Source organism: Croceitalea dokdonensis DOKDO 023, from assembly GCF_001306415.1.
Classification (GTDB): Bacteria; Bacteroidota; Bacteroidia; order Flavobacteriales; family Flavobacteriaceae; genus Croceitalea; species Croceitalea dokdonensis.
In genome coordinates, this window is record NZ_LDJX01000001.1 from 534,088 (window position 1) to 548,878 (window position 14,791).

Genomic DNA, 14,791 nt, shown 5'->3' on the forward strand with positions numbered 1-14,791 from the left:
TTCCAAAATTAAGCATCTCCGGAAGATTCCAATGCCTCACGCATTGCTTTTGCCTTTAAAAGGCACTCTGCATACTCCTGTGAAGGTATAGCCTTGGCGGTAATTGCGCTCCCAACGGTAAAGGAAACATAGTTGCTATCGCTGTTGTAAAGTATGGTTCTAATGACCACATTAAAATCAAAATCATCGGTGGGTGTAAAATACCCTACGGCCCCACTATACACCCCTCTTTTGGTCTGCTCCATTTCCTCGATGATTTCCATGGCAGCAACTTTTGGCGCCCCGGTCATACTCCCCATGGGAAAGGAGGCCTTTATAATATCTATGCTATCCATCCCCTTGTCTACTTCGGCACTAACGGTGGAAATCATTTGGTGTACCTGTTTAAAGGAATAAACGGCGCAAAGTTCATCTACATCCACACTTCCAACCTTAGCCACACGAGAAAGGTCATTACGCACCAGATCAACGATCATTATATTTTCAGAACGTTCTTTTAAATCTTTCGCCAATTCCCCTTTTAAGTGTGCATCCACCTCTGGATTCCCAGATCTGGCAGCAGTGCCCTTAATGGGTTGGGAAATCACCCGAGTACCCTCCCTTTTAAGGTATCGTTCCGGTGATGCGCATAAAACATAATGGTCATGTTCCTTTAGAAAACAGCTAAATGGAGCTTCTGATATTTGGTTCAAATGCCAAAATGTTTTTAACACATCAATCGTGGTCCCTTCCGCGTAAAATTCTTGACAGATATTTACCTCATAAATATCGCCACGATAAATTTTTTCCAAAACTTTTTCCAAGGTATTTAGGTAGGCATCCCTAGTAACCCGCAATTTAATTTTGGGAGGTGGTGGGGTTGGGTCACCAGAGGAGGATAGGGATAAAAATGTTTGCCTACCTATCGCTTCAAAATCTGCATCGATACTATCTTTATACGCATTTAGATAAAGGAATTCCACCTTGGCTTCCCTAATGAGAATGATTTTTTTAGGTCTAAAAAAACTGAGTTGGTTAAAACCCAATCTATCGCAATTTTGGGACGATAGGTCTTCAATTTCGTTTTTTACATCATAGGAAATGTAGCCAAAAAGCCAATCTTGTGTTTTTTTCTTGAAGTCCCTGAGTAGTTGTAGCGCATTGGCTTCACTAACTGCCAAGACCTCCTCTGCTCCAACCGCACAAATAGCCTCAAAAGAAGAAGTATCCATACGGTGCGCATTGGTATCCAAAAAACTCACATGAGTATTTTGATGACTCCAATACAGCAGACGCTTTTTAAAGGTGGCTATGTCCTCAATGATAAAGGTCTTTGCTGTGCGCACTAACTATGACTTCAAGGAAACTAAGAATTTTTGCAGGGCATCTGCATGTGCTTTGGCAAGTTCCTCATCTTTGATTACAGAAGTGTCCCCAAGTTGTTCGGAGAAAGAAGGTAACGAGAACAGGGCAACGGTCTCGGCACCAAAACGGCTCAGTAGTTTTTCCGCGAGTTCCAAAGAAGTGCTGGCACCTCGTTTTCCGTTGGAAGTGGCCATTAAGAACAGCTTGGTATCTGCCATAAATTTACGGTCTAACCTTGAAAGCCAATCCATGGTATTCTTAAAATAGGCAGACATGTTGCCATTATGTTCATTTACGGAAATTATAAGTCCCTTTGCCTCTTGAAATTCCTTTTTTAGTTCTATGAGCGAGTTGGAAAAACCGTGTGTTTGTTCCGCATCCTCACTATACATTTCAAAAGGATATCGCGTCATATCCAGCACCTCAATATCATGTTCGCTAATTAGGGATGCGGTGAATTTTACTAATTTATGGTTGATGGAAGTGGAAGAATTACTACCAGCAAATGCTAAAATCTTTGCCATAATTATCTAAAGTTGTCTTTTCCGCTAAATTACCGCAAAATGTAAAGTACTGTTGGAATTTTATCTAATTTTGCGCCCAGAACATCCAAACGTACGCATTTACAAGTATATAGGATGAAATATAAGTCATGCAACAAGCGTCTTCCAGACTATATTTTTTAGATGCCATAAGGGCTTGGGCCATCCTTATGATGTTACAAGGGCATTTTATAGACGGCCTCTTGGACCCCCTTTTCCGGGATTCCGCGTCTTTGCCGTACCACATCTGGTTGTATTTTAGGGGCATTACCGCTCCCGTGTTCTTTACCGTTTCTGGCTTTGTGTTCACCTATCTATTAATAAAGAAACCTGGGAATTTTAAAGATAACCCTAGAATAAAAAAGGGAATCCGCCGCGGCTTACAATTGCTGATGATTGGCTACTTACTACGTCTCAATATTTTTGGTCTGTTCTCCGGAGAGTTGTACCAAAGTTTTTATTTGGTAGATGTCCTTCATTGCATAGGCTTATCCATTTTGGCCATTATTGGGCTATACAGTACTACCTGGGGCAAACAACCTTGGGTGTTTCCTACACTTTTATTGCTTACAACCTTGGTGCTGTTTCTTTTTGAACCCATATATAAAACATGGTCTTTTGAATTTTTACCTCCATTGGCGGCAAACTATTTTACCAAGGCCAACGGTTCTGTTTTCACTATTATCCCTTGGTTGGGCTACGCTACCATTGGTGCGTTCCTTTCCTATATTTTTAGTAAATCTAAAAATGTGAAACAGCTATATCCCATTTCCATTGCGCTTGGGGTAATCATGGGCCTGCTGCTTATTATTACTTCTTCTGATGCGTTCCTTGGATTGCATAGTATGACCGGGCTAGAATTGTTCAAGGCCATTGAGCAAAACAATTATTTATTTATCCGGTTGGGGGATGTGTTGGTGATTTTCTCCCTCTTTATGGCGGCCAGACAATTCCTTACCCATAAGATTATTTTGGACGTTGGAAGTTCTACCTTGGCAATTTATGTGATACATTTTATCATTCTCTATGGTAGTTTTACCGGGTTAGGTCTTTACCGATTTTTTCACAATGAACTCAGTCCTACCGTCGCCATTATCGGAGCATTATTATTTATGCTGGTGTGCACCTATCTAGCGCTGCGATATCATAAAAACGAAGCTTTGATAAAGGCGCAACTATCTAAAAACACCCATGAAGCAATCCATCATATTACATACCTAGGGAAACAACTAAAACCGCTGGGGGCAGACCTTGCCATGAAACTTAGGTTTGTACTGCAAAGACTGTTTAAGACCGTAAAAAGATAGCATTTTATTTAGCTAGACACGCTTTCCGCAATTTTGGGTTTTAGCCAAGGTACCTCTGGGCAACCTCTTTTCGTCTATGATAAGTTGCCAATTAACTACAACATTATTCCCTTGGCCGGTAAATCCCGCTCGCAGCAAACTTGCTTGTCTATATTTGTGTTGGAAATAACATCAAAACCACTTTATAAGATTCCCCAAATCTTAAAATGTTTCCCGAACCAACCAAATGCAAAAAGGCCGAATCTCAAATGATTCGGTCTTTTTTTTAGGGATAAGGTGAATGGATTATTGGCCTATGGACACACTCATTACAAGCCTAAAATCCAGTATCCCTTAAAACCATTGTAAATACCGCTTTCGATAAAGAAAATCATGGTTACTTTCAAATTAACTTTGCCAAAACCTAAATGGTTATTTCTCCGGACAGCAATAACGTTTCTATGGTGGGCTGCAATTCCGGAAAACTATTGCCTACCGTAATATCGGGATGGTAAAGGGTCTGGATAATGGCTCTATCAAAGTCCGAATAGTTGGGGGCAAGCCCGGAGCACATAAAACTTCTGGTATTCGCAGACTCAGAACCACAATAGGTTTGGCTACCGTGACCAAATCCAAGAATGTGACCCAACTCATGTCTAAAAATGGGCATCCCGTTAGTTCTGACCCAAATCCTTCCCGTGGTAATCTGGTAATTGGCATTAAAACTATAGCTGGCATAGCCAGAAAATGAGCTATTGGATACAATACCGAAAAAATCTGGCCATAGGTTTTCTATTTCAGAAGAGGGACCTAAATATAAATGCACATCGGCATCTGCCAAACTGTTTGCCAAGCGCACATTGGTGCCATCGGTAAGCCAAGTGTTGATGGCATTCAATTCCTGGACAATTTCATTTTGATATGCTGGGGTAATGCCTCCATCAAGAAATACCCTAACCTCATTGGCCCATTTTTCACTAAGGGGAGCACCAAAGGAAGTTGGATCCAGTTTAAAGGTAACATATTCATATTCAGCTATAAAATCCACTTCCTCTGATGTGAGCTCCGTTCTTATCGCATCTTCATTGTCCTCACTACATGAGACCAAAACAATCAATGCAACAACCCACAATGTTCTAAGGCGCATCGGTCTTAATTTAAATATGTAGGGCACGATCTTCAGTTGCCGCCAAAGCAGCTTCCTTAACGGCCTCAGCGTAGGTTGGGTGGGCATGGCTCATCCTTGCCAAATCTTCTGCAGAGGCCCTAAACTCCATGGCCGTTACCGCCTCCGTAATCAAATCTGCACATCGGGCCCCTATCATATGGACCCCTAGGATCTCATCCGTTTTGGCGTCGGCCAATATTTTTACAAAGCCATCAATATCTGTACTTGCCCTTGCCCTCCCTAAGGCACGCATTGGAAACTGGCCAACTTTGTAGCTAATACCTGCATCTTTTAATTCTTCTTCAGTCTTGCCCACTGCGGCTACCTCGGGCCAGGTATATACCACTCCGGGGATTAGGTTATAATCAATATGAGGTTTCTGGCCGGCCAAAATTTCGGCGACCATGGTTCCCTCCTCCTCTGCCTTATGGGCCAACATGGCACCTTTGACCACATCACCAATAGCATAAATGTTTGCCGTACTAGTCTGTAGATGTGCATTTACCGCTATCCTTCCACGGTCATCTAACTCTACTCCAGCAGCATCGGCATTTAATCCATCGGTAAAGGGCCGTCTGCCTACGGAAACCAAACAATAATCACCCGTAAAGACCACTTCTTCCCCTTTTTTATTATCTGCTTTAATAATGACTTCGTTGCCTTTTCGTTCAACGGACTTTACCTTGTGTGAGAGGTGGAATTTTACTTTCTGCTTTTTCATCACCTTCATCAATTCTTTAGAAAGTGCTGCATCCATTCCGGGGATAATCCGATCCATATACTCCACAACGGACACCTCTGCCCCCAATCGTTTATAGACTTGGCCCAGCTCCAAACCAATGACCCCACCACCTATGATAACCATATGTTTTGGAATTTCCTTGAGCTTTAAGGCCTCGGTAGAAGTAATTACCCGTTCCTTGTCAATTTTGATAAAGGGCAAGGTAGACGGTTTGGATCCCGTTGCAATAATGGTATATTTTGCTTCAAGAACGGCTTCGGTGCCATCTGCTTTCTTTACCAAAATATGGGTAGCATCCTTAAAACTTCCAACACCCTCAAACACCGTAATATCATTCTTGGACATTAGGAACTCAATCCCTTTGGTAGTTTGGTCTACTACGGCCTGTTTCCTACCTATCATTTTTTCTAGATTCACCTTTACCTCACCAGGAAGCTCAATGCCGTGCTCCTCAAAATGCTTTACTGCATCCTCATAATGGTGGGAAGAATCCAAAAGCGCCTTTGAGGGAATACAACCAACATTTAAACAAGTTCCCCCCAACGTACTGTATTTTTCTACGATAGCAGTTTTCATTCCCAATTGTGCACAACGAATTGCCGCTACATACCCACCGGGACCAGAACCTATTACCACTACATCAAATTGACTCATATCTTATTTTTTATCTCGCATTTTAAAGCACAAAAATACAAATGTTTTTAACGACAAAAATTGCCGTTTTCCACTTCTTAAAAATATACCGCGGTAGATTTTTTGATGGCATTAATGACAAATGAACTCTGTGTGCTCCCAATTTGATCTATTGCCGTTAATTTGTTGACCATAAATAAGCGGTAAGCATTCATATCTGCCACATTGATGGTTAAAATATAGTCATAATCACCGCTAACGTGATGACATTCAGAAACTTCATCAAGTTGTTGCACTTGTTTTTCAAAACGTAGAATATTGTCTTTAGTATGTTGGATCAACCGCACATGGCACAGCACCGTAAAGTCCCGTCCTACTTTTTTCTTGTCCACCAACGCCACATAGTTGGTAATGACCCCCTCCCGTTCCAATCTTTTGATGCGCTCATAAACGGCGGTAGTGGAAAGCCCAAGTGCATGGGCATATTCTTTAGTGGTCTTTTTACAGTCTGCTTGTAAGAGTCCTAGCAATTTTTTATCCAATGCATCCATAAGAATAGTGTTCTGGTTTAGTTGAAATTATAGAACATTTTTAAACTATTTACCTAAAATAATGTATAAATTTAGTTTTATTATCTATATAATAAATTATTAATTGATAAATTGTTTAAATAAATTTATTTTTAAAGAATAAATATAAAGCTATGCACCAGAATAAAGCTGCAGAAGGGATTCAGGCCTTACAGTACTTTGGGGAGTTTGGAGGGGTTAACCCATCCATATCCGACTCTTCTACCTACACTTTTTTATCGGCAAAGACCATGTTTGATACTTTTGAGGGAAATACAGAGGGATGTTACCTTTACAGCCGGCACTCTTCCCCTTCCAATTTATACCTTGGCGAAGCCCTTGCTGCTTTGGAAGGAACAGAAAGTGCTAACGTTTTCGCCAGCGGTATGGGTGCTATAAGTGCGGTATTGATGCAACTTTGCAATGCCGGAGATCATATAATCAGCAGTAGGACCATTTACGGAGGCACCTATGCTTTTATGAAAAATTTTCTCAAAAACTATAACATACATACTTCGTTTGTAGACATTACCAAGGTAGAGAACGTTGCTGCGCAGATTACGGAAAATACCAAATGCATCTATTGTGAGGCCGTGAGCAATCCATTGCTTGAAGTTGCGGATATCCAAGCACTCTCCCGTTTGGCAAAAAAGCATGGTATCCCGCTGGTAGTGGACAATACCTTCTCTCCCCTAAGCATAAGTGCTGCTAAATTGGGTGCGGACATTGTGATACATAGCTTAACTAAATTTATCAACGGGACCAGTGACACGGTAGCGGGAGCAGTCTGTGCCAGTACCGATTTTTGTCTGGCCCTAAAGGATGTCAACGATGGCGCAGGAATGTTATTTGGAAGCACCTTGGACAGCCTTAGGGCTGCCTCCATTTTAAAAAATATGCGAACCCTGCATATCCGTATAAAAAAGCATAGCGAAAACACCCTATACCTTGCTACCCAATTTGAGAAAGATGGCCTAAAAGTCGTTTACCCTGGTTTAACATCGCATCCTAGCCACCATATTTTCCAAAAACAGATGGATACCAATTATGGTTTTGGGGGACTTATGACCTTGGATGTAGGGTCTTTGAAGAAAGCCAATTCTCTTATGGAACTCATGCAAAAAAAGAGACTTGGGTATTTGGCCGTAAGCCTTGGTTTTTACAAGACACTGTTTAGTGCTCCGGGTTCCTCCACATCTTCCGAAATACCAGAAGTGGAGCAAAGGGAAATGGGATTAACGGACGGATTAATTCGCTTTAGTATTGGACTTGATCATGACATTCACCAAACCTATCTTTCCATGAGGCAATGTATGGAACAACTGGGTATTTTACGGGAAGTAGGCGTTCCTGCATGACCAATTGGCCCGTTGGCTTGCAGATCATGGGGCAAAATCGTAATATTACCTTTTTGCTAAACCCAGCCAAATGTCACAAAAGCCAAACAAGCCTAGATACAGAGAAAATGAAGAGGTTGTTGAAAACCAGGAATTAAGCATTTGGGAGGCTTTGTTGCCCGTATTTGTATTGGTGGGTATGTTGGCCTATAACGTATACGTCTTTGGTGACGATGCACTCAGTGGCTCCAATCAGTTTATTTTACTTCTAGGCGGGGCCGTGGCCGCTGTTGTCGGATTTTTTAATAAGGTATCCTACAAACAAATGATTGCGGAGGTTGGTGAGAATGTGCGTTCCACCACAGGGGCCTTATTGATTTTACTCATGGTGGGTGCCCTTTCCGGAACATGGCTCATTAGTGGCATTATTCCTGCCATGATCTATTATGGACTTCAAATTCTAAACCCAACCATTTTTTTGGCGGCCTGCGTTATTATCTGCGCCATTATTTCCATAGCTACGGGCAGCAGTTGGACAACCGCAGCTACGGTTGGCATTGCACTGGTAGGTATTGGGGAGGCCCTTGGGATTTCTATGGGAATGACCGCTGGTGCGGTTTTGTCAGGCGCTTACTTTGGGGATAAACTATCGCCTCTGAGCGACACCACTAACTTAGCACCGGCCATGGCGGGAGGAGAACTGTTTAGCCACATTAAATATATGACCTGGACCACCGTTCCTACCATTACCGTTACCTTGATCGTCTTTATTATTCTTGGTTTCACCATAGATACTTCCGGTGTGGCGGATACAGAGGCCATTTTACAAACTATTGATGGCACTTTTAACATTAATGGCTGGTTATTTTTGGTTCCTTTGGGTGTCATTTTTATGATTGTAAAAAAAGCACCACCTCTTTTGGCCTTATTGATTGGGACCCTATTGGGAGCTGTTTTCGCCTTAATTTTTCAGCCGGACATTGTCACTTCCATAGGCGGTGGGGGCCATTTGGATTTTGAATCCAGCTACAAGGGTATTCTAAACGCCATAACTATAGATACCGCCATAGAAACCACCGACCCCGCGCTTAACGATCTTTTTTCTTCCGGAGGAATGGCGGGAATGCTTGGTACCATTTGGCTCATAGTATGCGCCATGGTTTTTGGGGGTATTATGGACGGTATTGGTGCATTGGCCAGAATTACAAAATCACTCTTAAATATGGTGACCTCTGACGTAGGTCTTTTTGCAAGCACAGGAGTAAGTTGTGTGGTACTGAACGGGACCGCTTCCGATCAGTATCTGGCCATTGTGGTTCCTGGGAAAATGTTTTCAAAAGCCTATGCGGAACGTGGGCTTGCCCCCGAAAATCTAAGTAGGACCCTTGAGGATACCGGAACGGTCACCTCCGTATTGGTACCTTGGAATACCTGTGGTGCCTATCATAGCGGGGTTCTAGGTGTTGGCGTGGGCGAATATTTTATCTACGCTATTTTTAATTGGCTCAGTCCTATCATGACCATGATATTTGCGGCCCTGAAGATTAAGATAAAAAAATTGGCTTAAACGGCAACTGTTAATTTTAGGTCAACTCTTATTGGTTTTGCCACGGTACTTTTATACCTTCACACCTGATAAAAAATCCCATAATATGGCAACAGTAACCTTAAAAGGAAACAGCATCAATACCCTTGGTGAACTCCCCAAAGTGGGCAACCAAGCACCTAATTTTTCACTGGTCAAAAACGACTTGTCCACAGCTTCCCTTGACGATTATAAAGGACAGAAAGTAGTGCTCAACATTTTTCCAAGTATAGACACAGGTACTTGTGCCCAATCCGTCAGACAGTTCAACCAAGAAGCGGCGGCCTTGGAAAACACCAAAATCTTATGCATTTCTAAGGACCTACCTTTTGCGCAAGCTAGGTTTTGTGGCGCAGAAGGTTTGAACGAGGTGGAAACCTTATCGGACTTTAGGGACGGTAACTTTGGCAAGGCCTATAACGTCACGTTTGTGGATGGGCCCCTACAAGGCCTTCATTCTCGTGCAGTAGTGGTACTTAATGGTAAAGGAGAGGTAGTTTACAACGAGCAGGTAGGTGAAATTGTGGATGAACCAAACTACAAAGCGGCCTTAGTTGCCTTGATGGATGCCTAAGGAACCCTTTCTCATAAATCGTCTAAAAAGTATCGGGTACGCCTTTAAGGGACTGTTTATACTCCTGCGCACCGAGGCAAGTATTCAAATTCAGCTGTGCATTGGCACTATGGTCACCGCTCTAGGCCTTTATTTTAATATTTCTACAACAGAATGGGCACTACAGTGCCTTTCCATTGGTTTGGTGATGGGTATTGAAGGGCTCAATACCGCGGTTGAAAAGATAGCGGACTACATACAGCCCAATTTTGATAAAAAAATTGGGCTTATCAAGGATATTTCTGCGGGGGCCGTGATGCTCGCCTCAATTATTGCCGTTATTGTAGGCCTGCTGATTTATTTGCCAAAATTTGTTTAATTTGATTTCCGTGCAAGCCGCCTAGTAAATTTGTACTTTTACCGCTTTGTAACGACCACCATGGCCAAAAAAAGGAGAACATCAAAAGCTGGGACAAAAACCGCACCTAAAAAGGTATCCCTAAAGCTTAGCAAAAAGAATAAAATCATCATTGGTGCCTTTTTTATGGCCCTTAGCGTAGCGTTGTTCATTTCTTTTATCTCCTACTTTTTTACCTGGCAAGAAGACCAAAGCCGACTTAGCGCATTTAGTGACCGCAATGCGGAAACTACCAACCTTTTGCGAAAATTTGGGGCCTCTGTTGGCCATTTTTTTATTTACAAGGGGTTTGGGCTTTCTGCATTTATATTTCCCATTTTAATCTCCCTTACCGGGCTTTATCTATTCTTTGGACTAGACAAGTTAAAGCTTTGGAGCAAATGGATTTGGGGTTTGATCATGCTAATTTGGATATCTATCGCCCTTGGCTTTTTTGCTGATGAACGACCCTTGCTTGGAGGGCTTGTGGGTTATGAGATGAATGATTTCTTGCAGGATTACATCGGAAATATTGGAATTCTATTGGTACTGGCCTTTGCGCTCATTACCATCCTGGTACGTCTTTTTAATTTTTCACCAGAGGCTATTGGGAAATTTTTCAGTGACAAGAGAAAACAACTACAGACGGAATTTAAATCCGAGGATACCCCTTTACAACCTGCGGCAAACAATGGGAGTATAACATTACAGACCGATAGTGCTTTGGAAGAAGAGGAAGAATTAAAATTGGACACCTACACGCATAAAAAGGACATCCCCCCCCTAAACCCAGAATCGGGATTGGATGTCAACCTACCACAAGAGGAGGAACATATAGATTTAGAGGTAAGCGAGGTGGCAGAGGAAAAGGAAGAGGGAACCTTAAAGGCGGAACAGTTGGTGAAGGATTTTGGAGAGTTTGACCCAAGGTTGGAATTGGGCAACTACAAATTCCCTACCCTAGATCTTTTAGACCCCCATGGCGTAACTGGTGGCATCACCATCAACCAAGCAGAGCTGGAAGAGAACAAGGACCGTATTGTCAATACCCTAAAAAATTACAAAATTGGGATTGCACAGATCAAAGCCACTATTGGACCCACCGTCACCTTATATGAAATTGTACCAGAAGCAGGTATCCGCATTTCAAAAATCAAAAACCTGGAGGATGACATTGCACTTTCCTTGGCAGCCCTAGGGATTAGAATCATTGCCCCAATTCCCGGAAAAGGGACCATAGGTATTGAAGTTCCCAATAAAAATGCGACCATTGTTTCCATGCGTTCCGTCATAGCGTCCAAGAAGTTTCAAGAGGCCGAAATGCAACTGCCCATAGCCTTTGGCAAGACCATAAGCAATGAGACCTTTGTGGTAGATTTGGCCAAGATGCCGCATTTATTGATGGCGGGTGCCACCGGACAGGGAAAATCCGTTGGTCTTAACGCTGTTATCACCTCGCTGTTGTACAAAAAGCATCCTGCTGAAATAAAATTTGTGTTGGTAGACCCTAAGAAGGTAGAACTCACATTATTCAATAAGATAGAGCGGCACTTTCTGGCGAAGCTACCAGATTCAGAAGAAGCTATTATTACGGACAATACCAAGGTCATCAATACCTTAAATTCCCTATGTATTGAAATGGACAATCGCTATGAACTTCTGAAATTGGCAATGGTCCGTAATCTAAAGGAATACAATACTAAATTTAAGGCAAGAAAACTTAACCCAAATGATGGTCATAAATTTTTGCCCTACATTATCTTAGTGGTGGATGAGTTTGCAGATTTGATCATGACGGCTGGAAAGGAAGTTGAAGCGCCCATTGCCAGATTGGCACAATTGGCCAGGGCCATAGGAATTCATTTGATCATCGCCACCCAACGGCCATCGGTAAACGTGATTACCGGACTTATTAAAGCAAATTTTCCTGCGCGCATCGCATTCAGGGTCACCTCTAAGATAGATTCCAGAACCATTTTGGATGCACAGGGCGCAGACCAATTGATAGGACGTGGCGATATGCTCTATACCCAAGGAAATGACGTAACCCGGATACAGTGTGCTTTTGTGGACACTCCAGAAGTTGCTAAGATCACGGAATTTATTGGGTCTCAACGCGCCTATCCAAGTGCGCACGAACTACCGGAATATGTAGGCGAGGATTCTGGCACGAGTGTTGATTACAATATATCGGATAGGGATGGCCTTTTTAAGGAAGCCGCAGAGGTTATTGTAATCGCACAACAAGGCTCCGCGTCACTTATCCAAAGAAAATTAAAACTGGGATACAATAGGGCCGGCAGAATCATTGATCAACTAGAGGCGGCAGGCATTGTAGGTCCGTTTGAAGGAAGTAAGGCCAGACAGGTCTTGGTACCGGATTTAATGGCCTTGGAACAATTGTTAGAGAACGAAAAAAACACACCATAATGATGAGCAAAAAAATAGGAATAGGGTTCTTGGCGCTAATGACCACGGCGTTTTCCCTAAACGCACAGAATGCACAAAAAGCAAAAGCACTACTGGATGAGGTATATAGTAAAGTGATTAGCTATGACAACATTGAAATCGCGTTCAACTATACCTTGGAAAACGCTGAAACCAATACCAAAAGTGAGGTGCAGGGTAAAGCCTTCCTAAATGGGGATAAATACTTGGTAGACCTTTTTGGGGCTCAGGCCATGTTTGATGGCTCTAAAGTGTATACCATCGTGCCGGACAATGAAGAGGTTACCATTGAAAACCCAAGTGAAGGGGAAAACACGGTAACCCCCTCCAAAATGTTAACGTTTTACAAGGAAGGACACCGCTATGCCTGGGATATTTTGCAGAATGTCCAAGGCAGGAAAATCCAGTTCGTTAAACTTACCCCTATTGATACCAATACGGAAATAGCTAGCATTTTACTGGGTATTGATGCGGAGACCAAACATATCCACAAACTGATAGAAACGGGTAAAAGCGGTACAAAAACCACCATTACAGTTAATTCTTTCAAAACCAACCAGCCCCTATCAAAAAGCTTATTTACCTTTGATGAGGCCAAATACAAATCAGAGGGCTATTACATTATTAGGAACTGATGTAATTGCACCACCTCCCATCTGGGATAAAGTAGGTTTTAACCATAAGACGCACTAAAGGCATTGAAGCTTCTCGACCGTTACATCTTAAGCCGCTTTCTTTATAATTTTGTCGCTTCGTTCGTGATTTTAATGGTCATCTTCATTTTTCAGACCGTATGGCTGTTTATTGATGATTTGGCGGGCAAAGACCTAGACCCCATTATTATTGGAAAGTTTCTTTTCTATCTGTTGCCCAACCTCACGGAAAAAGTGCTTCCCCTAACCGTGCTGTTATCCAGCATTTTAACCTTTGGGACATTTGCGGAGAACTACGAATTTGCCGCTATGAAAGCCTCCGGAATTTCGCTTCAGCGTGCCATGCGTTATTTAATTGTCTTTGTAATCTTATTGGGGGGCGTCACCTTTTTCTTTGCCAACAATGTTATCCCCGCATCAGAACAGAAAATCTTTAACATGCGGCGCAATATTGCCAAAGTGAAACCGGCAGCGGTCATTGTGGAAGGGGTTTTTAGTGATATTGAGGGGACGGACATGAATATGAAAGTTGCCAAAAAATATGGAGAGAACGATAGGTTTTTGGAAGATGTAATTATCCACCAAAAGGGTCGTAACGGGCAAAATACCACCGTGATCAAAGCGGAAAAAGGAGAACTCATCAGCAGTGAGGCGTCTAATATTATACAATTGGTATTGTACGACGGTTATTATTATGAGGAAATGCAGCCTAAATCCAATAAAGATAGGGCTAAGCAACCTTTTACCAGGGCTAAGTTTGGGGTCTACGAAAATAATATTGATATCTCCTCACTCAACGATCAAAATATTGAGGAAGAATCCGATATCACCACGGATAAAATGAAAAATGTGGTTAGGTTAATAAAGGATATAGATTCACTGGAACAAAACAACATCAAGCAAGTCAGGGCGTTTTCAAAAAACATTACGGCACGGATGGGTGCCTTTCTCATGAAGAAAAAGGATAGCACCAAGGGTACAAATGCAGCCAAAACAGCGGAAACAAAAGAGGAAATGGACACTACCCTCAATAAGGCAAATATTGCATCCTGGGTTCCGGAATGGCAGCAAAGCCAGCTGTTTAGCAATGCCAAAAATGCGGTAAGCAATATCATAAATACGGTTTCCAGTAAAAAAGTGGAATTGAACAAAAGGTATGAGATTTACAACAGGCATATTTTATCCCTACATAAAAAATTTGCACTGGCTTTCTCCTGCATTATTCTGTTTTTTGTTGGGGCGCCCTTAGGTGCCATCATTAGAAAGGGAGGATTGGGCTTACCCATGGTCATTGCTATTGTATTGTTTCTGGTGTATTATTTTATTGGGGTATTTGCGGACAATTACGCCAAAAAAGGGGCCTGGCACCCAATTTTGGGAGCATGGTTGTCCACATTGATCATGTTGCCTTTGGGAATATCGTTGACCAAAAGGGCAACTGCGGACAGGGGGTTGATGAGTTTTGCCGTTGTCACCGATAAAATCACAAGATTTTTCAAAAGTCGAAAAAGTAAAAAAGAACCTAAATAACCTT

General features: G+C 42.3%; 13 protein-coding genes. 8 read left to right on the forward strand and 5 right to left on the reverse strand.

The genetic code is table 11. From position 1 onward, the window contains the following. Positions 1-8: 8 nt before the first annotated feature. The gene (locus tag I595_RS02250) at positions 9-1,325 is read right to left on the reverse strand and encodes an anthranilate synthase component I family protein (RefSeq protein WP_054557757.1); all 1,317 of its coding nucleotides are present in this window, start codon (positions 1,323-1,325) and stop codon (positions 9-11) included. A gap of 3 nt (positions 1,326-1,328) precedes the next feature. Then, a complete protein-coding gene (locus I595_RS02255; RefSeq protein WP_054557758.1) occupies positions 1,329-1,868 on the reverse strand; it encodes an NADPH-dependent FMN reductase in 540 nt (179 codons plus the stop codon). A gap of 128 nt (positions 1,869-1,996) precedes the next feature. On the opposite strand from I595_RS02255, the gene I595_RS02260 reads away from it, so the two are divergent. Further along, positions 1,997-3,193: an acyltransferase family protein gene (locus I595_RS02260; RefSeq protein WP_054557759.1), complete on the forward strand. Its 1,197-nt coding sequence runs from the start codon at positions 1,997-1,999 to the stop codon at positions 3,191-3,193. A 403-nt stretch (positions 3,194-3,596) separates the two neighbouring features. Here I595_RS02260 and I595_RS02265 read toward each other — a convergent pair whose 3' ends face one another. From I595_RS02265 to I595_RS02275, 3 genes are all read right to left on the reverse strand, one after another. Then, positions 3,597-4,319 (reverse strand): hypothetical protein, encoded by a 723-nt coding sequence (locus tag I595_RS02265; protein WP_054557760.1) that lies wholly within the window; start codon positions 4,317-4,319, stop codon positions 3,597-3,599. Positions 4,320-4,329: 10 nt separating this feature from the next. Continuing rightward, entirely contained in the window at positions 4,330-5,736 is a 1,407-nt protein-coding gene (lpdA, locus tag I595_RS02270; RefSeq protein ID WP_054557761.1) for a dihydrolipoyl dehydrogenase, read from the reverse strand. A gap of 77 nt (positions 5,737-5,813) precedes the next feature. Beyond that, on the reverse strand, positions 5,814-6,272 hold the full coding sequence (locus I595_RS02275; protein WP_054557762.1) for an Lrp/AsnC family transcriptional regulator: 459 nt from the start codon (positions 6,270-6,272) through the stop codon (positions 5,814-5,816). Positions 6,273-6,418: 146 nt separating this feature from the next. Here I595_RS02275 and I595_RS02280 point away from each other — a divergent pair, with 146 nt between their 5' ends. The 7 genes from I595_RS02280 to I595_RS02310 all read left to right on the forward strand — a co-directional run bounded on the left by I595_RS02280 (position 6,419) and on the right by I595_RS02310 (position 14,787). Then, on the forward strand, positions 6,419-7,642 hold the full coding sequence (locus I595_RS02280) for an aminotransferase class I/II-fold pyridoxal phosphate-dependent enzyme (RefSeq protein WP_054557763.1): 1,224 nt from the start codon (positions 6,419-6,421) through the stop codon (positions 7,640-7,642). A 70-nt stretch (positions 7,643-7,712) separates the two neighbouring features. After that, on the forward strand, positions 7,713-9,188 hold the full coding sequence (nhaC, locus tag I595_RS02285; RefSeq protein ID WP_054557764.1) for a Na+/H+ antiporter NhaC: 1,476 nt from the start codon (positions 7,713-7,715) through the stop codon (positions 9,186-9,188). An 85-nt stretch (positions 9,189-9,273) separates the two neighbouring features. Next, positions 9,274-9,780, forward strand: coding sequence for a thiol peroxidase (gene tpx / locus I595_RS02290; RefSeq protein WP_054557765.1), 507 nt, complete (start codon positions 9,274-9,276; stop codon positions 9,778-9,780). After that, positions 9,773-10,138: a diacylglycerol kinase family protein gene (locus tag I595_RS02295; protein ID WP_054557766.1), complete on the forward strand. Its 366-nt coding sequence runs from the start codon at positions 9,773-9,775 to the stop codon at positions 10,136-10,138. Before tpx ends, I595_RS02295 begins: the two co-directional genes overlap by 8 nt. 60 nt (positions 10,139-10,198) lie before the next feature. After that, positions 10,199-12,586 (forward strand): DNA translocase FtsK, encoded by a 2,388-nt coding sequence (locus I595_RS02300; RefSeq protein WP_054557767.1) that lies wholly within the window; start codon positions 10,199-10,201, stop codon positions 12,584-12,586. Between the two features lie 2 nt (positions 12,587-12,588). Continuing rightward, positions 12,589-13,239: an outer membrane lipoprotein periplasmic chaperone LolA1 gene (gene lolA1 / locus I595_RS02305; RefSeq protein ID WP_054557768.1), complete on the forward strand. Its 651-nt coding sequence runs from the start codon at positions 12,589-12,591 to the stop codon at positions 13,237-13,239. 132 nt (positions 13,240-13,371) lie between these two features. Continuing rightward, positions 13,372-14,787, forward strand: a complete 1,416-nt coding sequence (locus tag I595_RS02310) for an LptF/LptG family permease (protein ID WP_054557769.1) — start codon at positions 13,372-13,374, stop codon at positions 14,785-14,787. Positions 14,788-14,791 lie beyond the last annotated feature (4 nt).

Bases quoted from the DNA above. Each gene is read 5' to 3' on its own strand.
- I595_RS02295 (WP_054557766.1), top strand. From the start codon at position 9,773: ATGCCTAAGGAACCCTTTCTCATAAATCGTCTAAAAAGTATCGGGTAC.
- I595_RS02265 (WP_054557760.1), bottom strand. From the start codon at position 4,319: ATGCGCCTTAGAACATTGTGGGTTGTTGCATTGATTGTTTTGGTCTCA.
- lpdA (WP_054557761.1), bottom strand. From the start codon at position 5,736: ATGAGTCAATTTGATGTAGTGGTAATAGGTTCTGGTCCCGGTGGGTAT.
- I595_RS02310 (WP_054557769.1), top strand. From the start codon at position 13,372: ATGGTCATCTTCATTTTTCAGACCGTATGGCTGTTTATTGATGATTTG.
- lolA1 (WP_054557768.1), top strand. From the start codon at position 12,589: ATGAGCAAAAAAATAGGAATAGGGTTCTTGGCGCTAATGACCACGGCG.
- I595_RS02300 (WP_054557767.1), top strand. From the start codon at position 10,199: ATGGCCAAAAAAAGGAGAACATCAAAAGCTGGGACAAAAACCGCACCT.
- nhaC (WP_054557764.1), top strand. From the start codon at position 7,713: ATGTCACAAAAGCCAAACAAGCCTAGATACAGAGAAAATGAAGAGGTT.
- I595_RS02260 (WP_054557759.1), top strand. From the start codon at position 1,997: ATGCAACAAGCGTCTTCCAGACTATATTTTTTAGATGCCATAAGGGCT.
- tpx (WP_054557765.1), top strand. From the start codon at position 9,274: ATGGCAACAGTAACCTTAAAAGGAAACAGCATCAATACCCTTGGTGAA.
- I595_RS02280 (WP_054557763.1), top strand. From the start codon at position 6,419: ATGCACCAGAATAAAGCTGCAGAAGGGATTCAGGCCTTACAGTACTTT.
- I595_RS02255 (WP_054557758.1), bottom strand. From the start codon at position 1,868: ATGGCAAAGATTTTAGCATTTGCTGGTAGTAATTCTTCCACTTCCATC.